Source organism: Mesonia sediminis, from assembly GCF_042684705.1.
Taxonomy (GTDB): domain Bacteria; phylum Bacteroidota; class Bacteroidia; order Flavobacteriales; family Flavobacteriaceae; genus Mesonia; species Mesonia sediminis.
Map to the genome: position 1 here is coordinate 161,849 of NZ_JBHULZ010000041.1, position 26,490 is coordinate 188,338.

Below are 26,490 nucleotides of genomic sequence, written 5' to 3' on the forward strand. Positions count from 1 at the left end.
AATGCTTATGATTTTGAATGCTTTATGTTTGTTTATTTGCCTTACAGGGAAATTAAGGCTAACAGATTTATGTTGTATAGATTATGCTGAAACCTTATCTTCGTATTACACTAACAATAGAAGACAAGCTCGCGGTACCGCAATAAGACTAATGGGTTATTTTTTTTACTTATGAACGATATTTACTTAAACGGATTATTACTTCTTTTGGCAATATTGTATTTTTTGAAAGAATATAAGCACCAAAAAGAAGCATTGGCTACAGTTAAACACGGTAAAATTTTATTTTTTTTACAATTTATGGCCTCTATAGTATTCATAGGTCTCATAAGTTTAAAACTAATGAGCGTAAAGATTTTATTGCTGTTTATCCCCTCCTTAATACTTAGTTTCCACTTAAACTACCGGCTGTACAAATTAAAACCTTCTATCACCAAGATTATTTATACTCTAAGTGTTTATACCATGGTATTGATAGCCATTAAGGTTTTATTATTTCCGTCACACTAAGTTTTTTTATTGACTTGTTACAAAGCATGGGAGTTTAAAAATTTTTATTTCTAGAAACAACCAGCTATGCTAAAAAATCAAACTTTGAGCTACTACCAGTATGGTTGAGCCATGGTTTAAAATATAAATACCATTAAAAATTAGCTTAATTTGTAGATTACTCTCTGTAAAAACCCTTAAAAAATCGTAACATGGTTAATATTATTTAACATTTTTATCTGGTAAAATTTGTTTTAATCGTTTTTTTTTGATTTGTGGAGTTGATCAACAAAAACTATTAATTATTTTAACTATTTATTTATAAAATGAAAAATTTATTTAGAATACCATTAGCTATGTTCGTAGCAAGTTTAATTTTGGTGGGGTGTAGTAAAGATGGAGTTCAAGAAGAGACTGTGAATAGTAATAATACCTTTAATAGCACTCTAAGTGTTGATATGACTCCTGAAGAAGAAAGTTTAAAGTTTTTTAGAAAACATATGGCAGTTGTTGATGCAAGAGTAAGGTCTTTAAGTTCTGAGAAATTTGTTAGAGAGATTTACTTAGCGAATTTTTCTGAAGAAAGTTGGAGTAAGAATAAGATTGGTCTTGGAGGTTATCCATTTAGTGATGATGGAGAAGGCAATGATCTAATTGCAAATGACGGCATATACACTAGTTTGGAAGAGTACGCTTATAAAGAAGAAGATAATGTGGAGTATGATGATGAACATCCAATTGTTTCGTATCTCGATTATGTTTTTAAATCACAAGAATTTCAGCATAATGAAGAGTTAATAGATTTATATTATGAATACTTAGCTGATTTGCAAGCAGAATCGGGGAGCAAGCCAAAGAAACCTGAAGTAGAACTAAAAGCTCATGTTAGCGGTCATTGTGAAAGTGTTTATTTTTGTTCAGAAGGCTGTATCGCTGATTGGATTTGGGATGAACTTGGTTGTATCTGTTTTGAAAACTGCGGTGATATTGATTTCTCATTTGATTTCAATTTAAGTTGGTAATTAACTGATTTGAAACGGCCTAGTTTTCTAGGTCGTTTTACCTAAAAGAGTAAATGCTCCCAAAAATTGTCTCGTTAATAAATTTTAAAAGTTTATTAATGCGTTTCGCTAAAATGCTCCTTAGGCTTGCCCCAAAGAAATTTATATATGAAAAATTTGCTAAAAAAATACAGTGAATTAAACATTTTATTTTTTTTAATAGTCATTCTCCTCATAAAGGCTTTGCCTTTAAGGCTACTATTTGTAAACTTTATTGCTTTTGATCTAGAAAATATATTTTTTAATTATTTAGAGCTTTTAGTTTTAAACTTTATATGCTTAGGTTTCGTTTTTTATATACTGAAGCGATATAAGTATAAAATTTCATTTTATAACATAAAAGAGACTAATGTTATTTATTTTTTGCCTTTAGTTTTAGCTCTTCTAATTTTTACAAATATATTCTCGAATATTAAATATTTAGATTCTTATGAGCTGCCTCTTTGTATAATTTTGATTTATAGCTTGAATATTTTTTTTTCAGCATTTCTAGAAGAATTGTTTTTTCGAGGTTTTACATTGAGTTTTTTACTTAATCATAATTATAAAAATGTATCAATTATCATCATTAAAAGTGCCTTACTTTTTGGGTTGCCCCACTTTATAAATTTTTTTAATAAAACTCAAGATATATATTCTATTTTATATCAGGTAATATTTGCTATTTCTTTAGGTTTTCTATACTCTGCTGTATATTTAAAGACAAAATCTTTGATTGTCCTTATTTTTTTTCATTTTATTAACAATGTTGTATCTAATATTGATGACCTTATTGTTAAGTATGAAAAAATAACTATTTCTGTAAATAACAATCTTACGTTTTTGCAATTGATTATAGAGACAAGCTTGGTTTGTTGCATATCTGTATTTTTTATTTTTTTAGGTGTTATCATTTTAAGAAAAGTAGATTTTAAAGATGTGATTTTTTTTAAGTTAAATTAAAATTTTATAATTATAACAAATGCGAATAATAAAACACTTTAAAAAAAATAAGTTTAATACTATTTTTTTACTGGGCCTTCTTTTGGAGGTCCAGCTTTACATTACATTATTCTTTATTTTTGCTTACCAAGGTTTAGATAACAATCTCTTTAAAGAAGTACAAGCAAAACCAGAAGCATTTTCTTTTAGCAGTAATCTGCATACCTGGCTATTCATCCTCTTTTTTATACCCCTTATAGAAGAGGTGGTTCATAGGTGGCATGTTGGTGTAGCACATAAAAAAAAGCGCACTAAAATAGTAATTACTATTTTTAGTCTTCTGGCAATTTTAATTTTTTTTTCAATCTGCAACTAAAATTGAATTTTTATTTTTATCATTATTAGGCATTAGTTATTCTTTAAACTTCTTTAACAAAACCTTTTCGACACTTAAGATTAGCCTCGCTCAGATTATACTTACTTCGGTAAGTTTCAGCTTTTTTCACTACGGGCCTATGCGTCTATTCGATACGCCAGATATTGCGAGCTTTAGTTTGACTTTACACTTCATAGGCGTCAGCTTTATTCTATGTTATTTACGTATAAATTACGGCTTATTTTGGGCATTTCTTTTTCATTTTGTGTTCAACGCAATTTTATTTTCATACCAATTTTCAACATCTGAGATTAATGAAACGCCTATAACGCATACTACCTCATGTTATACCTTAAGCGTAGCAGAATCTGGAGTATTGGATAATTTAGCTGATTTTGAAATTTCTCAAAAACACCTGCAATGGAAAACGCTTCACTTAAACACTGGGTTTCATAAAGCCTTGCAGTTTAATAAAATGGATCTCGATTTTTTTGCTAACCAGAAAAATATACAATTAGATTCCGTTTTAGATTTATATTCCCAGAAAAAGCAGTTTAAGGTGTACTCCTTGAATATTCAGAAAAAAGACTCCTGTTTAATCGAGCTAGAAGAGATTTTACGTTTATTAGAAAAAGAAGGACTTATGGTAAAACAAAAACAACTAGATGCTATGCGCAACAAATAAATCTTTATTTAAATATGAAAAAAATAGTAAAATTGTATAAGTCAAAAAATAAATTTCTATTATTATCATTTATTTTTCTAACATTAGGCGTTTACAATGTTTTGGAAAGACGTCCTGAATATTATCAGTTATTATTTATAATATCTATAACTCAATTCGCTTTATATTTTGCGACTGTTTTTTTTAACAGAAAAACTAAAACGCACTAATACAATTGATAAAACGGCTTTATAAAGCCGTTTTACTTCCTCCCAAAATCTGCTGGGATTTCCCCCCAGTTTTTAGTATCCCATTTTATGATTTTTGTGGTGAAGTAATTCGTTGCCAGCCATTTTTCGGCACGATCTACCAACTCAAAAATCGCGGCATTCTTAGGGTTTCGTTTTAATTTAGTATTACATTTCTTTTTATACACCCAGCCAATCGCAATTTTTGAATCGGAATAAACGGCGTGAGCATATTGGTTTTTTTTAAGTAAAGCCAGTGCGTGTACAAGTGCTAGAAATTCACCAATATTATTGGTTCCTTCTTCAAAAGGACCTTTATGAAAAATTTGCTTGTTGTTTTTTATCCAAACACCCCGGTATTCCACCTTTCCCGGGTTTCCGCTTGAAGCGGCATCAACCGCCAGCGCATTAAAATCTACTTCTTTAACTCTGCGTTCAAGTTGTTCTAAACTGGGCTCATTTTTATTATGCGCCTTTGCCTTTACCTCATCGTAGGCTTTATTAAAAGCTTTTTGTGCTTCAGTAAAACTAGAAAAACTCTTGTATTGCGCTCCTTGGTAACCTGTGATTTGTGCTTTACAATCTTCCCAGGAGGTGAAAATGCCGGTTTTTCTTCCTTGCCAAACAACATAATACTTTTGCCTTTTAGCCATTATTGCAATAAGTTTTCTATTATTTGAACAAAATGCTCATGCTCTAAACCGTGAATTTTCTCTTGTAAGGAATCTAAGGTTTCATCGGGTTTAATGGGTACTTTAAATTGCGCTATATGCTCGCCTTCATCATAATTCTCATTCACATAATGAAAAGTTATACCTGTTTCGGTGTCATTATTTTGTAAAACCGCTCGGTGTACAAAACTACCGTACATACCTTTACCTCCATATTTAGGTAACAAAGCAGGATGAACGTTGATTATTTTATTAGGAAAGGCCTCAATAATCGCTTTAGGCATTAACCATAAAAAACCGGCCAGAACAATAAGGTCGGGCTTTATTTGCTGCAACATTTGCAAAAGTTCATTACTTTCATACAAAGCTGCTTTGTCAAAATGTACGGCTTGTACCCCATGCTCATGGGCCATTTTTAAGACAGGAGCTGTCTTTTTATTAGAGAAAACGTGACTTACTTCTACCTCAGCGTGGCTATCAAAGTGCTGTATAATCTTTTTGGCATTAGAGCCTTTACCTGAGGCAAATACCACTATTTTCTTAGTCTGCGGAAGGGATTTATCTTTCAAAACATAGCTTTTTTGGTGAATTATTAGGTAGTAAAAATAGTTACTTTGTATAAATTTATGTAAATTGGGCACACATTTTTGGCAAGAAAACTTGTTTTAACCTAAAGTTTTTTATTTTTGCCACTTAATCAAATTTTAAAATTAGAAGATTATGTCAGACATTGCATCAAGAGTAAAAGCAATTATCGTTGATAAATTAGGAGTTGACGAGAATGAAGTAGTAAACGACGCTAGTTTCACCAACGATTTAGGTGCTGATTCATTGGACACCGTTGAATTAATTATGGAATTCGAAAAAGAGTTCGATATTCAAATTCCAGATGACCAAGCAGAAAACATTTCAACTGTAGGTCAAGCTATTTCTTATATCGAGGAAGCAAAAAAATAATACATCTCAAGTATGGAGTTAAAGCGAGTAGTAGTTACAGGTTTAGGTGCCCTTACCCCCATTGGTAACAATATACAGGAATACTGGGATGGTTTGGTAAGCGGGAGAAGTGGTGGAGCACCCATCACTTATTTTGATACTGATAAATTTAAGACGAAGTTCGCTTGTGAGATAAAAAACTTCCCTTTTAATGAGTATTTTGATCGCAAAGAATTAAGACGTCTTGATAAATTTGCACAGTATGCATTGGTTGCTTCAGATGAAGCTATAGCCGATTCAAAACTAGATCTTGATACCATTAACAAACACCGTGTTGGTGTAATATGGGGTGCAGGTATTGGCGGTTTAGAAACTTTTCAAGAAGAAGTTAAAAACTTTGCCAATGGCGACGGTACTCCAAGGTTTAACCCATTCTTTATCCCTAAAATGATTGCTGATATAGCTCCAGGGCATATCTCTATTAAACATGGATTTATGGGACCAAATTACACGACAGTTTCAGCTTGTGCTTCTTCGGCCAACGCATTGATCGATGCGCTTAACTATATAAGATTAGGCCATAGCGATGTAATTGTTACCGGAGGTAGCGAAGCCGCTGTTACCCAAGCAGGTATGGGAGGTTTTAATGCGATGCACGCACTATCAACCAACAACGACAATCCAACCAAAGCATCAAAACCCTTTGATGCAACACGAGACGGATTTGTTCTAGGTGAAGGTGCAGGAGCATTAATTCTCGAAGAATACGAACACGCTAAAGCGCGCGGAGCTAAGATTTATGCCGAAGTAGTTGGAGGAGGAATGTCTTCTGATGCTTATCATATGACGGCTCCACACCCTGATGGGATTGGCGTAATGGCCGTGATGGAAAATTGCTTAAAAAACGCTAACTTAAAACCAGAAGATGTAGATGCTATCAATACACATGGTACCTCTACACCGCTTGGTGATGTAGCCGAACTTAAAGCTATTTCTAATGTATTTGGAGAGCACGCAAAGAATATCAATATCAACTCCACCAAATCGATGACCGGGCATTTGCTGGGTGCAGCTGGTGCGGTAGAAGCTATTGCCTCTATCTTAGCTATGCAGCACAGTATAGTGCCACCCACTATTAACCACGAGGTAGCCGATGAAAACATTGACCCTAGTTTAAACCTTACGTTAAATAAGGCGCAAAAACGAGAGGTAAATGTAGCCATGAGTAACACTTTTGGTTTTGGCGGTCACAATGCTTGTATTTTATTTAAGAAATTAACTGAATAAGCCTTTGTAATTATATGAGCATTATTCAAAACATATGGAATTCCCGTTCAAAAAAGAACGGGAATTTTTTTGTGGCTATTCAGAAAATTATTGGGTTCAAACCCAAAAACATTGAAATTTACCAACGTGCGTTTACCCATAGATCTATGAATAAAAAAGATCCGCAGGGTAACGATATAAATTACGAACGCTTGGAGTTTCTGGGTGATGCTATGTTAAGCGCAATAATAGCCGCCCATTTGTTTGAAGAAGCCCCTCAAGGAAATGAAGGCTATCTAACCAAAATGCGATCAAAAATAGTAAGCCGTAAACATCTTAATGAATTAGGTAAAGACCTTAACCTCATCGGTTTAGTTAAAACCAGTTTACCAAAACAAAATTTTGGCGATAACATTCACGGCAATCTTTTTGAATCCCTTGTAGGTGCTATTTATTTAGATAAAGGGTATAAAAGCTGTAAAGCGTTTGTAAAGCGCCGCGTAATTGACCCATATGTCGATATTGAGGAGCTAGAAGGCTTCGTTATTAGTTACAAAAGTTTACTTATAGAATGGTGCCAAAAGCAAAAAATCGCTTTTAATTTTGAGTCTTATGAAGATACTGGAGTAGCCGAACAAAAACATTTCGCAGTCAAATTATGGCTAAATGATAACGTACGTGCTAAAGCACGAGCCACCAGCAAGAAAAAAGCAGAAGAAAAAGCAGCGAAAAGAGCCTATTTTGCCTTACAAAATAAGATTGGTTAGTACTTTTATAAGCTACTATTTACCTACTATTCTTCACAATTAGTTAACGTGTTTTTGTGCTGGGATTTTGTTATCTTTGATTTTGGTTGGCACACCAAAAATCAAAAGGAATTATGGCCTATAAATTGCTTGTCGATGAATTGTTAGAAGATGATTTTTACCTTATAGGCATTCACACTTCTTTAGAGCATATTCGATTAGCTTATTTTGCCAATAAATACCTGCAACTACAATTCAAACGTTGTGCAAGCGATTTAGATTTTAAAACAGATGAACAATTGGCTTATTTTGCCTTATTTCATCACCAAGATATCTATCGCGAGGTAGATTACTATTTAGTCGAGAACAAAATCAGTTATCTACCGCAAAAAAAACCAACCGCAGGATCTTTGTTTCAGGATTTACCAACAAATAGTAGAAACCTCAACTTGATACCCGAACATCCTAAAGTTGACTTCTGGTTGAAAATAGAAAATGAATCTGACGAAAATGAAATTTTAGGTTTCGTGAGCAAGCTTAAAGAAATAAACCAAGTATTGACAGCATATACAATAGATGCGACAAAACTAAAATCAAAACATCATTTAATTTTTAATTAATGAATAACATAAAAAAAACAAAAATAGTAGCCACTCTAGGGCCTGCAACTAGCAATAAAAGCGTTTTAAAAAGCATGCTTGAAAAAGGAGTGAATATTTTTAGAATAAACTTTTCACACGCCAATTATGACGATGTAAAAAAAAGAATTGCGAGTATTCGCGAACTCAATGAAAAATATGGGTTTAACGCGGGCATTCTAGCCGATTTACAAGGTCCTAAATTGCGCGTGGGTATCATGAAAGAAGAAATTGTTGTGAGTAAGGGAGACCAAATCACCTTTGCTACGGGCGAAGAGTTTCAAGGTACAAAAGACCGGGTTTTCATGAATTATAGCGAATTTCCTAAAGATGTGAAGCCAAAAGAACGCATTCTGCTCGACGATGGAAAGTTAATTTTTGAAGTGGTAAGCACTAACCTAAAAAATGAGGTAGTTACCAAGGTTGTTCAAGGTGGGCCGCTACGATCAAAAAAAGGGGTGAATCTTCCCAATACTAATATATCGTTACCGGCTTTAACCGAAAAAGACTTTAAAGATGCGCAATTTGCTATTGAGCAGGAGGTAGATTGGATCGCCCTTTCATTTGTTCGTAATGAAAAAGACCTGCAAGTACTCAACGATCTCATTAAAAAACACAGCGAACACAAAATACCGGTAATTGCAAAAATTGAAAAACCAGAAGGAGTAAAAAATATCGATAAGATTATTAGTGCTTGTGACGGTTTAATGGTTGCACGTGGCGATTTAGGTGTAGAGGTTCCTGCCCACGAAGTACCCCTAATTCAAAAACAATTGGTTTTAAAAGCCAAAAAAGCACGTATTCCTGTAATTATCGCCACACAAATGATGGAAACCATGATCTCTAGCCTCACCCCTACCCGAGCAGAGGTTAATGATGTGGCCAACTCTGTTATGGATGGTGCCGATGCGGTAATGCTTAGCGGAGAAACCTCGGTAGGAAAATATCCGGTACAAGTTATCGAAAAAATGTGCCAGATTGTTAAAAGTGTTGAAAACTCAAAACTCATAAGCGTACCCCATGACCCACCGCATATTCGCACCAACAGGTATATTACCAAAGCTGTTTGTTACCACGCCGCTATTATGGCCAATGAAATTAGCGCCAAAGCCATTTGTACTTTAACCAACTCAGGGTATACCGCCTTTCAAATCTCTGCTTGGCGTCCTAGCGCTCATATTTTAGCTTTTACAAGCAATAAGCGCATACTTACCCAATTGAGTTTATTATGGGGCGTTAATGCCTTTTATTATGATAAATTCGAAAGTACCGATAAAACCGTTGAGGATGTAAATCTTATTGCAAAAAATAAAAAGCTGGTAGCCTCAAACGATTTTGTAATCAACTTGGCCTCCATGCCAATAGAAAATAAAGGTATGGTAAACACTTTAAGGGTTTCAGAAATTAAATAAATTATGCTGGGCGTTTCCCAGTAACCCTTTCAAAGGCTTACTGGGTCGGGCTTTCGCTACTCGCTTTTTGCAAAAAAAATGCAAAAGAGCTCAAACAAACCGCTTAATCCCTAACGCAAACAAAAGTAACCTATGAAAAAGAGTATATTTAAATTCATTGCTATGCAGGCGCTTATCGGCGCGGTTATTTACTTTATAATTCACTACTTTATCTTCAATAAACAAGAAGATTTATCAGGTAGTTTGCTTACTACTGTGTTTTTTGTGATTTTTATCGCGGTAATTACACCGCTTATTTTTGCTCTTATCCGTAAAATTCGTAAAGTTAAACCTTATAATTTGGCTGCAGACGAGCAGGTTTTACATGAAACAACCGCTTTTATTCCCGCCTATATGTCTGTACAAAAAACCAATATCAGGCTTACAGATAGGAACTTTATTTATTGGCAAGGCAATCAAGAATTGGCCATCCCCTATCAACAAATAAGTTTACTTGAACTACAAACACCCTTTGGTGATAGCGCCTATAACATACACCTAAAATTAAATAGAAGAAAAGCCCAGTTGTTTTTTACCGAGGATAAAGAAGCTATTTTAAAGATTTTAAAAAACAAGCTATAATGCAAAAAAAAGCGGCCCTTGAAGGCCGCTTTTTTTTTAGCTGACTTCTATTTCTATACTATTATGGCTTGTAAATATTGTTTTCTCTATTTACATCGGCCATTTTTTGTGAAGGGTCAATCTCTATCTTCTTTATCTGGTTTTTATCGTTAAACAAAACGATTTCATAAGTAGGATGACCCCAAGCCCAGGCAGTTAATTTTTCTGCTTCTAAAGGCTTTTGCCAATACATCATTTCTAACGGGATGTAGAACATCCTGCTGCTTCCATCGGTAAAAGTTACCTCTAGCTCAATGGGCATAGGCATTAAACCATGGCGTTTTAGCGTAATTTTAGTACGCTCTGTAGGTAAAGCATTCACCGCTTCAATTCCGTAATCAATGGTATTAGTAGTTCTTGTCCAGTCATTTAAATACCAGCCTAACTGTGCACCACTAACCTTTTCTGCTACACGAATAAAATCATTAGGAGTAGGGTGTTTAAATTTCCAGTCTTGGTAATAACGCTTTAAAGTTTTATCTAAATTTTCTTCCCCTATTAAATAACCCAACTGCGATAAGAAAACGGCACCTTTCGAATAAGCCGCAAGACCATAAGCTTGGTTTAGAGCATATCTGTCTGCGTGTGTAGTTTGCGGTTGTTCTGCACCCGAATTGGCCAAGTAAATATATCCGCGGTAAGCGTTCTTTAAAGGAAATTCATTGTTTTTATCTAATACATGATCTTCGGCTAGCGTAGAAATATAGGTGGTAAAGCCCTCATCCATCCATTCGTGTTTAGACTCATTGGTAGCTAATACAAATTGAAACCAAGAATGAGCCAATTCGTGCGCCGTTACTCCTAATAAGCTTTCGTAGGTACGGTTTCCAGTAATTAAAGTGCTCATACCATACTCCATTCCGCCATCGCCACCTTGAATTACAGAGTATTGTTTGTAAGGATATGGACCAATGTGCTCATTAAAAAAATCTAATAGCTTTTCTGTATCGGGTTGTAATCTTTTCCAGTTGGCGGTGAAATTGTTTTCTTGCTCATATTCCGGATTATCTTTATATAAAAAGTGCAAGGTTACCCCCTCTTTGGTTACGCGTTTATCGTGTACAAAATCGGGATCTGCTCCCCAGGTAAAATCGTGTACTTGCGGCGCTACAAAATGCCAAGTTAACTTTTTTCCTTTGTGCTTTACGCGAGTACCTTCGGCTTCGTAGCCATGACCTATCTCTTGTGGATTTTGCAAATATCCAGTTCCGCCTAATGTGTATTCTTTGTCGATAGTGATTTTAACATCAAAATCACCCCACACCCCGTGAAACTCTCTTGCGATGTATGGATTAGCGTGCCAACCCTCAAAGTCATACTCGGCTAATTTTGGGTACCATTGCGCCATTGATAAAGCTACACCCTCTTTACTATTACGCCCCGATCTTCTTATTTGTTCTGGTATCTGCGCCTTCCAGGTCATTTGTAAAGTGGTTTGAGCTCCAGGCAATAAAGCTTGATTCAGCTTAACTTGCAAAATACTCCCTATTGTTTTATGCTTCACCGCAACTCCGTCTTGAGATAAGGTGTTTACTTTGATATACCCCATTTCTTTATCATTTAGCAAAGCAATGCGACTTACTGGTTTAGGGTTTTCTTTAGTGCCTTGATTTTCTACCATTCTACCATCTGGATCTGGTATATCTTGTAAACGTGCGTCCATCTCACTTCCCGGTTGAAAAGCATTGAAGAAAAGATGATAAAAGACTTGTTTTAAGGTGTCTGGAGAATTATTGGTATATACCAACTCTTGTTTACCGGTGTAGGTGTAATTTTTTACATCTACATCGATTTCCATTTTATAATCTACATGTTGTTGCCAGTAAGAACCGTTTCCGCCTTGAGCGAAAACAGAAAAGTAACTTAAACAAGCAATACAAAAAGTTAAAAAAGTTTTTTTGGCTATCATTATAATTGGGTTAAAAAAAAGTGTTCTCTAGGAGCGGCAAATAAAATTATCGACTCTTTAGAGAACACCTAATTAAAATTAATATTAATATTATTTGCTCATTTTATCGGCTAAAATAAAGGCATTGTACAAGTTAACCATTTTTCCTGAAACAGAAAGTTCACTAAATGGTCTAACGTCTTCTGGGTTACCACCAACAATTACATCTGCACTTGAAGATAAACCACTTTGCATAATTACTTGTTTAACTTGCGCTGCAGTAAGTTTAGGATAGTAAGAACGTATTAAAGCCGCTACACCTGCTACTGCTGGAGCCGCCATGGATGTACCTTGTAAGTACTCATACTGATCTAAAGGTGTGGTGGCCCAAATTTTTGTACCCGGTGCAAAAACATCTACATTTTGTTTACCGTAGTTAGAAAAACTTGCTACTAGCTTGTCTCCATAGGCATAACTTGAAGCACCCACAGTAAGGAAATTATCGCTTATCTCCATGCTTTCTCCTGGCTTTTGGTCGTTTGGATAAACCATTTTGGTATCTAAATCTGTCGCATCATTTCCTGCAGCGTTTACAATAAGTACGTCATGCTTAGCCGCATATTTGATAGCATCGGTTACCCACTCTGGATTTGGTGAAAAGTATTTACCAAAACTGGTGTTGATTACTTTAGCTCCGTTATCAACTGCATAACGTATAGCTAAGGCGATATCTTTATCATATTCATCACCGTCTGGAACTGCACGTAAAGCCATTATCTTTACGTTTTTAGCAACTCCATTCATTCCTATGTTATTGTTTCTCTCGGCAGCGATGATCCCTGCAACGTGGGTACCGTGCTTAGCGTCTTCTTTCTTCTCATCTGGACCGTCTACATCATTATTACCGTAGTTAACATCGGTAATATCATAAGGGTCATCGCCAACTATAGCTCTACCGTCAAGTTCTAAGTTAAAGTGAGACTCTAGTCGAGTATTAAAATAATCTATACCCTCCTGCAGTTGTTCTTTAGCTTCTTCTAAATCACCAATATTCATCATGATATTATTAAGAAAAGCTTGGGCTTGCTGCAACTCTGGGGTATCAGCTTCCATAGCCATTAATTCTTTACGGCTAAAATCTTCTTTCCCTAACTTTTCACTAATCAATTTTGACGAGTTGTTTACGCTTGCCAACAATTGTTGGTAGTAGTTTTGGTTTTGTGTGGTTTCGTTATATTCTTTTTCAAACTCCTGCTGCGCCGCTTGGTACATTTCAAACTCAGCTAAATCTGATGCTGCCACATCATTTTTGGTTTTACCTTCATATTTTGGCTGCAGTCTTTTAATAATTCGTACATATTCTAAATTTTCAGCAATGGCATCACCTAAGAAATTCCATCCGTGTATATCATCTATGTACCCGTTTTTGTCATCGTCAATTCCGTTTCCTGGAATTTCATCTTCATTTACCCAGATAACATTTTTTAGATCTTCGTGTTCTATATCGATACCACTATCTATTACCCCAACTATTACAGTTTTTCCTTGATAGTCTTTAATGATTTCATCATAAGCTTTTTGCACACTCATACCCGGTATGGTATCTTGTACCAAATCTGCTCCTCCCCAACCTTTAAGCTCAACATCTGTAAGCGCAATATTTTTTAACGGTTGTTGGTCGATGTTTTGTATGGGTGTAGAAGTAATCACGGGGCTGGTTGTCCCACAACTTGCGGCAATAAGGGCAACAGTTGTCGCTGCAAAAGCCGATTTTAAAAATGGTTTTCTCATGGTTTATTTAATTATTAAAAACTTCGTTAAAGGTGTATATTTTATCTACTCTCACTCCTTTTTCTGTATTTTTAAGCGTGATGATTTCATTATGTGCATCGTGCTCTAAGAACAAATAATATTGTTGAGCTGCCGCTTCTTCTAAAAAGGCTTTCTTTTCTTGTAAAGTTAGCAAAGGTCTTGTATCGTACCCCATTACATAAGGTAAAGGCACGTGCCCTGCTGTAGGTAACAAATCGGCCATAAAAACCAATTTTTTACCTTGATAATTGATATGTGGAATCATTTGCTTTTCGGTATGTCCATTCACAAATCTTATTCCAAAATTTAATTCTTGGTTGTGTTGGAAATCTTGACCGTTACGAGGTAAAAAACTTAATTGCCCGCTTTCTTGCATGGGTAATAAATTCTCTTTTAAAAACGATGCTTTTTCTCTATCATTAGGATTGGTTGCCCATTTCCAATGCTCCTCATTAGTCCAAAATTTTGCATTTTTAAAGGCGGGTTCATATCCTGTACGGTCTTTATTCCAAGCAATTGAACCTCCGCAGTGATCAAAGTGTAGATGAGTCATAAAGACATCGGTGATATCATCTGGATGAAAACCTGCTTTTTTTAATGATTTTTCTAAAGAGTCATCGCCCCAGCGATAGTAGTAACTGAAAAATTTATCAGATTGCTTATCGCCTAAACCATTATCAATCAAAATCAATTTATCTCCTTCCTCAATCAAAAGACAGCGCGCTGCGATATCTATCATATTGTTAGAATCGGCAGGATTGGTTCTAGACCATAAACTTTTAGGTACCACACCAAACATGGCTCCACCATCTAACTTAAAGTTTCCTGCTTCAATAGGATAAAGTTTCATAAAAAATATAAAATTTATTTTTGCTGCAAAATAATAAAATCATTAGGTTTTATTGGGTTTAAAAGTATATTTAACACAGCTTTTTTAACATTGTCAAAGGCTTTTTTTAAAAAAGTAGTATTTTCGTTTCAAAAATAAAACCTATGGTAGAATTAGCCGGAATTATAATTTTAGGAATATTAGCCCAATGGGTAGCTTGGAAATTTAAAATACCGGCCATCTTACCACTCATTCTTATTGGTTTATTTGTAGGGCCAATTGCTACTTTATTTACAGAAGATGGGAGTAAACTAATCGAACCTATATGGAATGGAACCTCTGGTCTTTTTCCTGGTGAGAGTTTATTTTATTTTGTTTCACTAGCTATAAGCATTATCCTTTTTGAAGGTGGTTTAACCTTGCGGCGGAATGAAATTTTAAACGTAGGACCGGTTATCGTAAAATTAATTACCGTGGCCGTGGTCGTCACTTTTATTGGTGCCGGAATAGCGGCCCACTTAATCTTTGGGCTCTCATGGCAAATATCATTTCTTTTTGCAGCTTTAATTATTGTTACAGGGCCTACAGTTATCACCCCTATATTACGTAACATTCCGCTTAAGAAAGATGTTTCGGCTATTTTAAAATGGGAAGGTATCTTAATAGATCCGATAGGTGCTCTTGTCGCTGTATTGGTTTTCGAATTTATAAGTGCTGGTGAAGGAAAGGAGTTTACGCAAACCGCATTGATTGAATTTGGTAAAATAGTTCTTTTCGGATTTACTTTCGGGTTCACTTTTGCCCATACCCTTGCTTTTGCAATTAAAAGAAACATAATACCGCACTATTTACTAAACGTATTTACCTTAGCTACCGTTTTGGGAGTTTTCGTATTATCTGATGCTTTCGCGCACGAAAGCGGACTTTTGGCGGTTGTAATTATGGGATTGGTAATGGGTAATATTAATTTGCCTAATATTAAAGAAATACTCTATTTTAAAGAGTCGCTAAGCGTGTTGCTTATATCTATCCTCTTTATTTTGTTGGCAGCCAATATAAATATGGAAGATTTACTCTTGGTTTATAACTGGAATGCCTTAATCTTATTTGCTATCGTAGTTTTTGCGGTAAGGCCTTTAGGAGTGTTTTTAAGCAGTATTAAATCGAGTTTAAAAACCAATGAAAAAATCTTTATCAGTTGGGTGGGGCCACGTGGTATTGTTGCAGCGGGTATTGCTTCTTTATTTGGCTTAAAGCTAGCCAGTCAAGGGGTAGCTGGTGCAGAATACATCACCCCATTAGTGTTTATGATTGTGTTGGGTACCGTTTTACTCAATGCAACTACGGCAAGAAGTTTTGCCAAATTGGTGGGTGTATTTCTTACCCATAGTAGCGGAATTTTAATAGTTGGTGCCTCTTCGGTGTCCCGACTTATTGGTAGCTATTTAAAACAGAACAACCGCCACGTTGTATTGGTAGACAACAACCGAAACAACATCCGTAAAGCTAAAAATCTAGGATTAGAAGCGATGGAAGTTAGTGTATATTCAGATGAATTGACCAATAATATAGAACTTAACGATGTGGGTTATCTAATGGCACTCACCGGAAATACTGAAATTAACCAGACTGCTATTGAAAAGTTTCAAAACCATTTTGGTGAGCATGGTTCATTTAGATTGGTATCATCAGATGAGATGACAGACCCCGAAAACAATCCAAAAGAAGGCTTGTTTTCTCCTACCGATGATTTTATAAAACTCACAGAAACGGCGAGGAAATACCCTCAAATAAAAGAAATAAAGCTTAATTCTCAAGAGCATTATAGCGGCTTGATAGAGATCACAAAAACAGATCCGGATATCATTCCGCTATTTGTAAAAGATAAGCAAGGCGAATTGAACATTATTCCATCGCACAGTCAAGAGGTAGAAATTGAGCAAGATTATATCTTGGTGTATCTAGGAAAAACCCTTGAAACCGAAGCCAAGCAAGAAAAAACCGACTTAAAAGAGACTGTAGAACCCAAAGAAAAGGCAAAAACCGAGTAGGCTAATCGGTTGTTATGCTGGCTAAAAGTTCTTCGGTAATTTCGAGGGTATGATACACGTTTTGTACATCATCATCTTCCTCAAATTTTTCGATTAAATCAAGAATTTCTTGTGCTTGCGCAACTGGCAGACTTGTCGTGTTTAAGGGTATGCGTTGTAATTCTGAGTTTTTAACTTCTACATTTAATCTCTCAAGGGCTTCATTCATCTTCCCAAAATCGGTAAAATTGGTATAGATGTAAATAAAATTATCGGTATGCTCAAATTCTTCGGCCCCAGCCTCAATAAGCGCCAACTCAATATCTTCAAAATTTACACTTAACTTATCTTTTTCTATCGCAAAAACCCCTTTGCGATCAAATAAAAATTCTAATGAGCCATTGGTGCCTAGATTACCTCCATTTTTTGAAAATATAGATCGAATAGAGGCAACGGTACGGTTGGTATTATCTGTAGTGCACTCTACAAAAATTGCAATGCCGTGTGGTCCATAACCTTCAAAACTCACCAGCTCATAATTATCGGCATCTGCTCCGCTTGCTTTTTTAATGGCCCGATTAATCGTGTCTTTGGGCATATTAACACCTTTGGCATTGGCAATTGCATTGCGCAGCGCTGGGTTGACATCTGGATCTGGCCCTCCCCCTTCCTTAACAGCGACACTTATTTCTTTTATTGCTCGAGTAAATTGCTTGGCTCTTTTTTTATCCTGCGCTCCTTTTCTATGCTTTATATTGGCCCATTTACTATGACCTGCCATAATTCTGAATTTTAAAATTAAAACACAGAATAATAGCCATTTTTGTATTAAAAAGCAACCCAAAAAAACTAATTATAACTAAAAGGAAATATTAGGCTCTAAACTTGGTTACTATTCTATCTATTAACTTTTCTAAATAGTATACTTCTAGAGCTACTTATTACTGTAATTAACGGAATTGAGGCAGCTTACATTAAATTTTAGTATTTTTTTTAATAAAAATGACACAATCATTTGGATTTAAAACAAAAAAATTAATTTCACACTTTTTTAACAAAACATATTAAAATGAAAAAAATTATTTTTATGGCCTTAACGGCTGGAGTTTTTGCATTTACCTCTTGTTCAAGCGATGACGATGGAGGCTCATCAAGCGATTGTCAGACTTGCTCTTTAGATTTTGGTGATATGTCTATTAGTAGTGAGTTTTGTGACAATGGAGATGGCACAATTACCCAAATAGATGAAGATGGTGGTGAGACTATTGTAGATTTGGAGGGAATGAGCTTTCAAGAATATATCACCGCTATGGAGCAAACAGGAATGAACTGTAAGTAATATAGTTTCAAAATAAAACCCCTTGTGAAAGGGGTTTTATACATAAAAGTTAGTCATTTAATTTAAGTACTGCCATAAATGCTTCTTGTGGTATCTCCACATTACCCACTTGTCGCATTCGTTTTTTACCTTTTTTCTGTTTTTCTAAAAGTTTACGCTTACGAGAAATATCTCCTCCATAACATTTTGCCGTTACATCTTTACGCAGCGCTTTAACCGTTTCTCTTGCAATAATTTTTGCTCCTATAGCCGCTTGTATAGGAATATCAAATTGCTGTCGCGGAATTAATTCTTTCAATTTTTCACACATTTTTTTCCCAATATCGTAGGCGTTATCTACGTGAAGTAAAGCCGATAGCGCATCTACAGTATTCCCATTAAGCAAGACATCTACCTTTACCAATTTTGAAGGTTTAAGGCCAATTGGGGCATAATCAAACGAGGCATAACCTTTAGATACCGTTTTAAGACGATCATAAAAGTCAAATACAATCTCAGCCAAAGGCATATTAAAAGTAAGCTCCACACGCTCTGGAGTTAAATAAGTTTGGTTTACGATTTCGCCTCGTTTTTCTATACATAAAGACATCACTGGGCCAACAAAATCGGCTTTGGTGATAATAGTTGCCTTGATGTATGGCTCTTCTACCCTATTTAGCTTTGAGGGCTCGGGTAAATCTGACGGATTATTAACCAAAATAACTTCATCGGGTTCCTTGTTGGTAAACGCGTGATAAGACACGTTAGGCACCGTGGTGATTACGGTCATATCAAACTCGCGCTCTAGTCGTTCTTGAATAATTTCAAGGTGTAACATTCCTAAGAAACCGCATCGGAAACCAAAACCTAGGGCGGCAGAACTTTCGGGGGTAAAAACCAGCGATGCGTCATTCAGCTGCAGTTTTTCCATAGAGTTGCGTAGCTCTTCGTAATCTTCGGTATCTACTGGATAAATACCCGCAAATACCATTGGTTTTACATCTTCAAATCCGGCAACGGCCTCGGTGGTAGGATTTTTAGCATCGGTAATCGTGTCTCCTACCTTAACATCACGCGCGTCTTTAATTCCCGTAATTAAATAACCTACATCTCCCGTTTTTATTTCTTTTTGCGGACTCTGTTTTAGAAGCAAAGTACCTACCTCATCGGCGTAATAATCTTTACCGGTCGCTACAAATTTTATGTGTTGGCCTTTTTTAATGCTTCCATTAATTACCCTAAAATAGGTTTCTACACCACGAAAAGGATTATAAACCGAATCAAAAATAAGCGCCCTAAGAGGAGCATCAACTTTTCCTGTAGGTGCAGGAATACGCTCAATAATAGCAGTTAAAATTTCTTCTATACCTATACCGGTTTTTGCACTTGCAGGAATTACTTCCGATGTATCGCAACCCAATAAATCAACAATATCGTCGGTTACCTCCTCGGGGTTGGCACTGGGTAAATCTACCTTATTTAAAACAGGAATAATTTCCAGGTCATTTTCAAGCGCTAAATATAAGTTTGATATGGTTTGCGCTTGTATGCTTTGCGCCGCATCTACCACCAACAGTGCTCCTTCGCAGGCAGCAATAGATCGCGAAACCTCATAAGAGAAATCTACGTGACCAGGTGTATCGATTAAATTAAGCACATATTCTTCTCCCTGATAAGGAAACCGCATTTGTATGGCATGACTTTTAATGGTTATGCCGCGTTCTCGCTCTAAATCCATACTGTCTAGAAGTTGTGCTTGCTTCTCTCTTTCGGTAACCGAACCAGTGAAATCTAAAAGCCTATCGGCCAAAGTACTTTTACCGTGGTCTATATGAGCGATGATACAAAAGTTTCTTATGTGCTTCATAAATAATATTCTAAAAAATGGGTGACTCGTAAGTCACTTTTTACTTGTATTTGCAAATATACTATTTTGATTTTCAAAAATAAGTTGCAAAAGTTAAATAGAATTAAGTAATTTCGTATCCACACGATGTAATTGGTTATTAATTGGTTAGATTTTTTATTTATACTTGTTTTTTATTAGCGTTTAGCAGCAATCTTAACGCTCAATTACATATAAGGGGCAAGGTTCTTAATAACCAGCAAAACCCTATAGCTTTTAGCAATATTATTTTGTATCAAGCCAAAGATTCTAGTTTTGTTAAAGGCACCAGTAGCGACAATCTTGGTGCTTTTCATTTTGATAATTTAAGCAGCGGTAAATATAAAATAGAGGTTAGTTACATAGGTTACAAACCTTTAACCAAAACAATTAGTTTAGATAAAAATGTAAACCTAGGAACATTTATATTAAAAGCAGAAGAATCGCTTTTAGAGCAGGTGGCTATTACCTTAAGAAAACCCAAATTAATACAGCTAGCAGACCGGCTTATTTTTGAGGTAGCCAACACCAGCCTCTCAACCAGTAGTGCTTGGGATATTGCTAAGCATACTCCTGGAGTAGTAAACTTAGGCGATAAACTAATGGTTAAAGGTGCTCAAGCAAGCGTATACATAAACAATAGAAAGGTTTATTTAAGCCCAGAAGAAGTGCAAAACATGCTCGAAAATTACAGCGGTGAGGCCGTAGATAAAATTGAATTAATTACAAACCCCTCTACGGCTTATGACGCCAACGAACGTGTTATTTTAAATATTGTAACCAATTCTTTATGGTTGCCTGGTTACAAAGGCAGTGTTGCCGCACAATATAAACAAGGAGTATATGCCAAATATCAATTAAATAGCAACCATTTTTATAAAACCAAAAAGCTTAATCTTTTTGCCAACCTATCGTTTTCGCCAGAAAAAAAGCTCAAGCAAGATGAAAGTTATATCAATTTTTTAAATAATCAAGACCTAATTTATGAGAATTGGCAAACCGACTTTGAAAAAACAACTCGTGCACGTAGTTACCAATTAAATACAGCTATTGATTATATTTTGAGTAACAAAGAAAAGCTTTTGTTGAGCTTAAATACCAATTTCACCCCTTTTCAAGAAGACAATATACGAGGAAAAACTCAAATATTTAATAGCCAGAAAACCAGAGACTCTTTATTTAACACCCGTAGTCTTTTAGATACAGAGCGCTTAAATTTAGGTCTAAATCTGGCGTATCATTACCAAATAAATGAGCAAGCCTTACTCAAAGCTCATTACCACCAAACATTTTTTGACCGAAACATAAATCAAGACATTCAAACTATATATAAAGCAGATGATTTAAGTGTGCTCAATGAAAATAGCTTTACCACAGATGCCAATCAAAAAATTGATATTTATGCTACGGGGTTAGACTTTGAAAACTCTTTTAAAAATATAGACTTTGTTGCCGGCATAAAACTATCGCATATCAATTCTGAAAATAGTTTAGCTTATACCAATATTAAAAGTGATGCTCAGGCAGTACAGAATGTACCCAATTTCAACGCCTTTGACTATAGAGAAAATATCTGGGCAGCTTATACCAGCGTAAAAACAAATGTTAAAAAATGGACCGCTCAAGGCGGACTTCGCGTAGAATACACTTATAGAAAAGGAGAAAATATTGCCAACACTCAAAATTTTAAACGCGAGTACACCAGTCTTTTTCCTAAAATAAACCTTAGCTACGCCATTGATGAAAAACAACAGCTGGTATTTGATTATTCCCGAAATATAGTCCGACCTAATTACGAATTATTAAATCCGTTTTCTTATTTTATCAATGAAAATAGTTTACGCACCGGTAATGAAAAGCTGTTGGCAGCAATAAGCAGAAATTTTTCTTTTAAATATCTTTATGGAAATAATTATAGCCTAGATTTATATTATCGTGATAACGGCAGAAACACCACTCAGTTGACTTTTCAAGACAACAGCTTGCGGCTGTTACAAAACATACCCTTAAATGCAATTGACAGTAAATCATGGGGATTAGATGTTTTTCATGGTCGTTATCTCTTCGATTGGTGGTATGCACAAGCCATACTATCTGTTTTTCACGAAGAAGAACGTTTTCCTGCACTTTTGAGCCCAGAAAACGCATACACTAATGAGGTGAACGGTTTTTACAGCTCTTTGTATAGTAGTTTTACCCTATCAAAAGATCAAACCTGGAGCGCAGATGCGTCGTTTTTATATATTTCTAATTACCTAAGTGGTTCTTTTGTGGTTGATAATTTAAACAATCTCACTATAGGGGTAAAAAAGTCTTTATGGAACAATAAAGGTGAATTATCGCTCCAAATTGCCGATATCTTTAATCAATATGCTTCTCGATTAAAATCGGTTTATCTCAACCAAAATAACGGTTATTATGCCTTACCAGAAAATAGATATGTACAACTTGGCTTTACTTATAATTTTGGAAATACTTTACTTAAAGACAACCAAAGAACCATAGACCAAAGCGAACGCGAACGACTGGATTAATTTCGCTTAAAGCGGATAGAATTACTCCTAATAAAACAACAGTGGCTGTTAAATTAAAATTACCTTTTAGCTATATCATAAGCCTACTGGCTCGTGAATAATACCTCTTTTTTTGAGGCAGCCTTATAACCGCAATTCGGCTTTTAACAACCTACTTTAAAAAATAACCGATTAAAATGCTAAAAATTTGGCTAAATCGTTTTTTTTTTAGATTTGATTAATATTGATTTAATTTTTTTATTATGAAAAAATTATTATTCTTTTTTTGCTTGATTTTTGCAGCAAATTTTGCCTTTGCAGATAGTGCTAATAATTCAAAAAACCATAATTTGCAAGAAAGCTATGGCACTTGCACTTATTATATTACGCAAATAACTATTCATGAAGATGGTAGAATTACAGAAACCACAACAAAGTACACTACTTTTGCTTTTAGTGAGTCGCATTGCAGAGAAATAGCCAAAGCACATGCCGCTTTTTTAAATGAAGCGCCCTAAAATAAGTTTTATTAAATGCTACGCATTTTTAAATGCGTAGCTTGCATTTAAGAATTATGAAGCAAATCTTACAAATTATTAGCATTTTTTTATTCGTTAATGCTTATGCCCAAGATGCTAATCAACTACTGGTTGAATATCATTTTAAAAACGACTATTATAGTAATGAAGAAACTTTAGTTGTAAAAAATAACACGACTCTTTATACAAATGATGAATTGAATTTAACAAACGATGATAATGTTGCTCAAAATGAAGACGGCAATTATTTAATAGGTCAAAAAAAAATCAGTTTAAAGAAAAAATCCATTTACGGAAATTTAAAGAACAATACCTATAGCATTATCATGCCTTCTAAGAAAAAAACCTATTTTGTAAAAGATTCTTTAGGTGATTTAGATTGGAAGATTCACCCTAAAGACACCCTAAAAATTGGTGACTATCTTTGCACCAAGGCAACACTCAATTTTAGAGGAAGAGACTATATAGCTTATTTTACAGAAGAAATACCCATACCAGCGGGACCTTGGAAATTTAAAGCTTTACCTGGCCTTATATTGTTTATTCAAAGTACTTCTGGAACACTCACTTATTCTTGGCAGGTAAAAAAAATAGTATTGCCGTTTAACGCAAAAATAGATTTGCAATCGCCTAATAATTTTAATGATAAAGCTATCTCTTTAAAAGAATACGTAGGAATTATTGATGAAAAACATTTAAGCGACGCTAAGATTCTAGACGCTAGAGCCCCAAAAGACACGGCTGTTGAATCTACAAAAATTAGACGACTAGGAATTGAATTGGTTTATGAATGGGAAAAATAGCGTTTACTTTACTCCTTTTAATTTCTACAATATCATCTGCCCAGATAAAATTAGTTGGTACAATATCGAGTAAATCAACTTTAGAAACTCCTGTAACCGTAAAAGTAAAAGACAGTTTAAATGAGTCTATTATTGCTTATACCTTTACAGATCATAATAATAAGTACAAGCTTACAATAGACAAAATTGGTAATTTCAATTTAGTTTTTACCGCACTAGGTTTTGAGAAAAAAACCATACCAATTAAAATTACAAAGGAGCAAACAGAAGTGAATACTAACGTAGTACTTGTAGAAAAGTCTATGCGATTAGATGAAGTCGTTATTCAAGCCGAAAAAGCTATAAAAGTAAATAATGATACTATAGTGTTTAAATCAAAGTTTTTTAAAGTAGGAACAGAAGAAACGGTCGAAGATTTACTTAAGAATATTCCAGGCCTACAAATTGATAATGAAGGAACAATAAAGGTAGGTAATCAAGAAATTGAAAAGTTAATGATTGATGGGGATGATTTTTTTAAGAAAGGCTATAAAGTATTGTCTAAAAATATGCCCGCTTACACCATCGAGGAGATTGAAATCTTAAAAAATTTTTCGAATAATAGCCTCTTAAAGGGTATTGAAGAGAGTAAAAAAGTTGCTTTAAATTTAAAGGTAGCCGATAAATTTAAACGCGTTTGGTTTGGCAACCTTGAAGCCGGTTTAGGAAATGATAATTTTTATGAATTTAGAGGGAACCTGATGAACTTTGGTAAAAAGAATAAATTTTATTTTTTAACCAATTTGAATAATATCGGTTACGATAGCACAGGAGATTTACAACAGTTAATTAGCCCAATAGGGGGTGGTGAGGTTACCAGTATCGGTAATAACCAAGGCGCTAAGCAGCTCTTAAATTTGTTGCCAAGTACTACAAATTTCAATCAAAATCGAACCAATATCAATAATGCAGAATTAGCTTCTTTAAATGCAATCTTTAATCCTACTAAAAAGCTAAAAGTTAAAACCTTAGGCTTTTTTAATTGGGACGAATTAGACTTTTTTAAAAATAATGTAAATGTTATTGAAACTGAAGGAACAAGCTTTACCAATATAGAGAATTATAAATTAAAGAATCAAAAATCAATAGCCTTTGGTAAGTTAGAACTAATTTATAATAGCTCAAAAACCACTTCATTAGAAGCTACTACCAAATATAATAATGCCCGTTTTAACGATGGCTCTAATCTACAATTCAACACCACTTCAACTATTCAAGATTTAAAGCACTCTAAAACGCTTTTTGATCAAAAAATAAGCTACACCCAACAACTTAAGAATAAAAAAGCAATAGTACTTACAGGCCGTTTTATAGACGAAAAAGCACCTCAAAATTATAGTATAAACCGTTTCTTTTATCAAGATCTATTTCCAGAAAATAGAGATGCCAGTAGTGTTGCGCAAAGCAGCGAAAATCAAATGCAATTTGCAGGAATAAATCTTAATTTTTTAAATCGCAAAAAAAATAATGACTTGTTAGCTATTCAATTAGGAAACGAATACAGACAAGATGTGTTAAGAAGTACCTTCTCTCTTTTAAAAGATAATGATGTAGTAGCGCAACCTAAAGCTTATCAAAATGATTTAACCTATTTGGTTAATGATTTATATTTCAAAGGTAAATATCGTCTAGAGTATAATGATATTGGTGTAACCGGAAAATTTGCAACACATCAACTCTTTAATAAATTAGAAAACAAACAGTTTTCCTCAACACAAAACCCCTTCTTTATAAACCCGAGCATTGGGTTAGATTGGAAAATAAACGATAAAAATAAAGTTGCTACTGCCTATAGTTATAATACTACCAATGCAAAAATTCTAGACGTATACAGCAATTTCGTTTTAACAGGATTTCGTTCGTTTGAAAGTGGCAGCAGTACTTTTAATCAACTTGATGCATCTCGATTTAATATAAATTATCAATTAGGCAATTGGACCGACAAGTTTTTTGCTCATTCTCATTTGGTGTACATCAAAAATCATAATTTTTTATCCTCAAACACTTTAATCAATCAGAATTTTACTCAAACTGAAAAAATATTGATAAAAGATCGTGAATATTTTAGTGTAAACTCATCTTTAGATTATTATTTAAATTTAATCTCTTCTAATATTAAATTAGATGTGAGCTATTCTAAAAGCGATTTTAAAAATGTAGTAAACAATTCAAATCTTCGAGAAGTAGTCTCAAAAAATTACAACTATGGCATCGCGTTACGCTCTGGATATGACGGAATTTTCAACTATCATGTAGGAACTAAATGGACTACTGCAACTATAAGAACATCTATAGCTAATTCTTTCACAGACAATATGAGTTTTTTAAACTTATCTTTTGTTTACAATACCAAGTTCAATATTCAACTTCAATCAGAACGTTATTATTTTGGCAATCTATCAACCGATAACACTTATTATTTTTTAGATTTTAATGCACGCTATAAATTAATTAAGAATAAGCTAAGCCTAGGAATATCAGGAAATAACTTATTTAATACAAAAACGTTTAGAAGTTACTCGGTAAGCGATATTGGCTCTTCTACTACAGAATATAGACTCTTACCTAGGTTTTTACTTTTAAAAGTGAATTATAGGTTTTAAAAAACAGCACATAAGTCTTTCAATTATAATTACTTTAAAAAATAACCGATTAAAATGATAAAAATTTGGTTAAATCATTTTTTTTTGTAGGTTTGATTAAGATTAATTTAAATTTTTTTTGAAAAGATTATTATTACTTAGTT

General features: G+C 34.5%; 22 protein-coding genes. 15 read left to right on the forward strand and 7 right to left on the reverse strand.

Features of this window, described 5'->3' with window-relative positions; all coding sequences use genetic code 11:
* Positions 1-815 precede the first annotated feature (815 nt).
* The 3 genes from ACFSQ0_RS08775 (at position 816) to ACFSQ0_RS08785 (ending at position 3,532) form a co-directional block, all read left to right on the forward strand.
* Positions 816-1,511: a hypothetical protein gene (locus tag ACFSQ0_RS08775; protein WP_379047060.1), complete on the forward strand. Its 696-nt coding sequence runs from the start codon at positions 816-818 to the stop codon at positions 1,509-1,511.
* 147 nt (positions 1,512-1,658) lie between these two features.
* A complete protein-coding gene (locus tag ACFSQ0_RS08780; protein ID WP_379047063.1) occupies positions 1,659-2,492 on the forward strand; it encodes a CPBP family intramembrane glutamic endopeptidase in 834 nt (277 codons plus the stop codon).
* 494 nt (positions 2,493-2,986) lie between these two features.
* Positions 2,987-3,532 (forward strand): hypothetical protein, encoded by a 546-nt coding sequence (locus ACFSQ0_RS08785; RefSeq protein ID WP_379047066.1) that lies wholly within the window; start codon positions 2,987-2,989, stop codon positions 3,530-3,532.
* 241 nt (positions 3,533-3,773) lie between these two features.
* Here the strand turns inward: ACFSQ0_RS08785 and ACFSQ0_RS08790 are convergent, their stop codons facing one another.
* The gene (locus ACFSQ0_RS08790; RefSeq protein WP_379047069.1) at positions 3,774-4,412 is read right to left on the reverse strand and encodes a ribonuclease H1 domain-containing protein; all 639 of its coding nucleotides are present in this window, start codon (positions 4,410-4,412) and stop codon (positions 3,774-3,776) included.
* Positions 4,412-4,999, reverse strand: coding sequence for a phosphoribosylglycinamide formyltransferase (purN, locus tag ACFSQ0_RS08795; RefSeq protein WP_379047072.1), 588 nt, complete (start codon positions 4,997-4,999; stop codon positions 4,412-4,414). Before purN ends, ACFSQ0_RS08790 begins: the two co-directional genes overlap by 1 nt.
* 151 nt (positions 5,000-5,150) lie before the next feature.
* Here purN and ACFSQ0_RS08800 point away from each other — a divergent pair, with 151 nt between their 5' ends.
* The 6 genes from ACFSQ0_RS08800 (at position 5,151) to ACFSQ0_RS08825 (ending at position 10,049) form a co-directional block, all read left to right on the forward strand.
* Positions 5,151-5,387, forward strand: a complete 237-nt coding sequence (locus ACFSQ0_RS08800; protein WP_147861885.1) for an acyl carrier protein — start codon at positions 5,151-5,153, stop codon at positions 5,385-5,387.
* Positions 5,388-5,399: 12 nt separating this feature from the next.
* On the forward strand, positions 5,400-6,653 hold the full coding sequence (gene fabF / locus ACFSQ0_RS08805) for a beta-ketoacyl-ACP synthase II (protein WP_379047075.1): 1,254 nt from the start codon (positions 5,400-5,402) through the stop codon (positions 6,651-6,653).
* A gap of 14 nt (positions 6,654-6,667) precedes the next feature.
* The gene (gene rnc / locus ACFSQ0_RS08810) at positions 6,668-7,399 is read left to right on the forward strand and encodes a ribonuclease III (protein ID WP_379047078.1); all 732 of its coding nucleotides are present in this window, start codon (positions 6,668-6,670) and stop codon (positions 7,397-7,399) included.
* A 113-nt stretch (positions 7,400-7,512) separates the two neighbouring features.
* Entirely contained in the window at positions 7,513-7,998 is a 486-nt protein-coding gene (locus ACFSQ0_RS08815) for an IPExxxVDY family protein (RefSeq protein WP_379047081.1), read from the forward strand.
* Complete coding sequence (gene pyk, locus ACFSQ0_RS08820) at positions 7,998-9,428, forward strand: pyruvate kinase (RefSeq protein WP_379047084.1); 1,431 nt, start codon at positions 7,998-8,000, stop codon at positions 9,426-9,428. Before ACFSQ0_RS08815 ends, pyk begins: the two co-directional genes overlap by 1 nt.
* Positions 9,429-9,560: 132 nt before the next feature.
* The gene (locus ACFSQ0_RS08825; protein ID WP_379047087.1) at positions 9,561-10,049 is read left to right on the forward strand and encodes a hypothetical protein; all 489 of its coding nucleotides are present in this window, start codon (positions 9,561-9,563) and stop codon (positions 10,047-10,049) included.
* A 61-nt stretch (positions 10,050-10,110) separates the two neighbouring features.
* Here the strand turns inward: ACFSQ0_RS08825 and ACFSQ0_RS08830 are convergent, their stop codons facing one another.
* From ACFSQ0_RS08830 to ACFSQ0_RS08840, 3 genes are all read right to left on the reverse strand, one after another.
* The gene (locus ACFSQ0_RS08830; protein WP_379047090.1) at positions 10,111-11,997 is read right to left on the reverse strand and encodes a M1 family metallopeptidase; all 1,887 of its coding nucleotides are present in this window, start codon (positions 11,995-11,997) and stop codon (positions 10,111-10,113) included.
* Positions 11,998-12,087: 90 nt separating this feature from the next.
* Positions 12,088-13,767: a S8 family serine peptidase gene (locus tag ACFSQ0_RS08835; RefSeq protein ID WP_379047093.1), complete on the reverse strand. Its 1,680-nt coding sequence runs from the start codon at positions 13,765-13,767 to the stop codon at positions 12,088-12,090.
* 7 nt (positions 13,768-13,774) lie between these two features.
* Entirely contained in the window at positions 13,775-14,638 is an 864-nt protein-coding gene (locus tag ACFSQ0_RS08840; protein WP_147861877.1) for an MBL fold metallo-hydrolase, read from the reverse strand.
* 143 nt (positions 14,639-14,781) lie between these two features.
* Here ACFSQ0_RS08840 and ACFSQ0_RS08845 point away from each other — a divergent pair, with 143 nt between their 5' ends.
* Entirely contained in the window at positions 14,782-16,668 is a 1,887-nt protein-coding gene (locus ACFSQ0_RS08845; protein ID WP_379047096.1) for a cation:proton antiporter, read from the forward strand.
* 1 nt (position 16,669) lies between these two features.
* On the opposite strand, the gene ACFSQ0_RS08850 is transcribed toward ACFSQ0_RS08845, so the two are convergent.
* A complete protein-coding gene (locus ACFSQ0_RS08850) occupies positions 16,670-17,428 on the reverse strand; it encodes a YebC/PmpR family DNA-binding transcriptional regulator (protein WP_379047099.1) in 759 nt (252 codons plus the stop codon).
* A 288-nt stretch (positions 17,429-17,716) separates the two neighbouring features.
* Here ACFSQ0_RS08850 and ACFSQ0_RS08855 point away from each other — a divergent pair, with 288 nt between their 5' ends.
* Positions 17,717-17,986, forward strand: coding sequence for a hypothetical protein (locus ACFSQ0_RS08855; RefSeq protein WP_379047102.1), 270 nt, complete (start codon positions 17,717-17,719; stop codon positions 17,984-17,986).
* A 49-nt stretch (positions 17,987-18,035) separates the two neighbouring features.
* Here ACFSQ0_RS08855 and lepA read toward each other — a convergent pair whose 3' ends face one another.
* Entirely contained in the window at positions 18,036-19,832 is a 1,797-nt protein-coding gene (gene lepA, locus ACFSQ0_RS08860) for a translation elongation factor 4 (RefSeq protein WP_379047104.1), read from the reverse strand.
* 143 nt (positions 19,833-19,975) lie between these two features.
* On the opposite strand from lepA, the gene ACFSQ0_RS08865 reads away from it, so the two are divergent.
* From ACFSQ0_RS08865 to ACFSQ0_RS08880, 4 genes are all read left to right on the forward strand, one after another.
* Positions 19,976-22,384 carry a TonB-dependent receptor domain-containing protein gene (locus ACFSQ0_RS08865; RefSeq protein ID WP_379047107.1) on the forward strand — a complete coding sequence of 803 codons (2,409 nt, stop codon included), beginning with the start codon at positions 19,976-19,978 and terminating at the stop codon, positions 22,382-22,384.
* A gap of 242 nt (positions 22,385-22,626) precedes the next feature.
* Positions 22,627-22,881, forward strand: coding sequence for a hypothetical protein (locus ACFSQ0_RS08870; protein WP_379047110.1), 255 nt, complete (start codon positions 22,627-22,629; stop codon positions 22,879-22,881).
* Between the two features lie 56 nt (positions 22,882-22,937).
* A complete protein-coding gene (locus tag ACFSQ0_RS08875) occupies positions 22,938-23,705 on the forward strand; it encodes a GLPGLI family protein (RefSeq protein ID WP_379047113.1) in 768 nt (255 codons plus the stop codon).
* Entirely contained in the window at positions 23,693-26,347 is a 2,655-nt protein-coding gene (locus ACFSQ0_RS08880; protein WP_379047115.1) for a TonB-dependent receptor, read from the forward strand. The genes ACFSQ0_RS08875 and ACFSQ0_RS08880 overlap by 13 nt, the downstream gene beginning before the upstream one ends.
* Positions 26,348-26,490 lie beyond the last annotated feature (143 nt).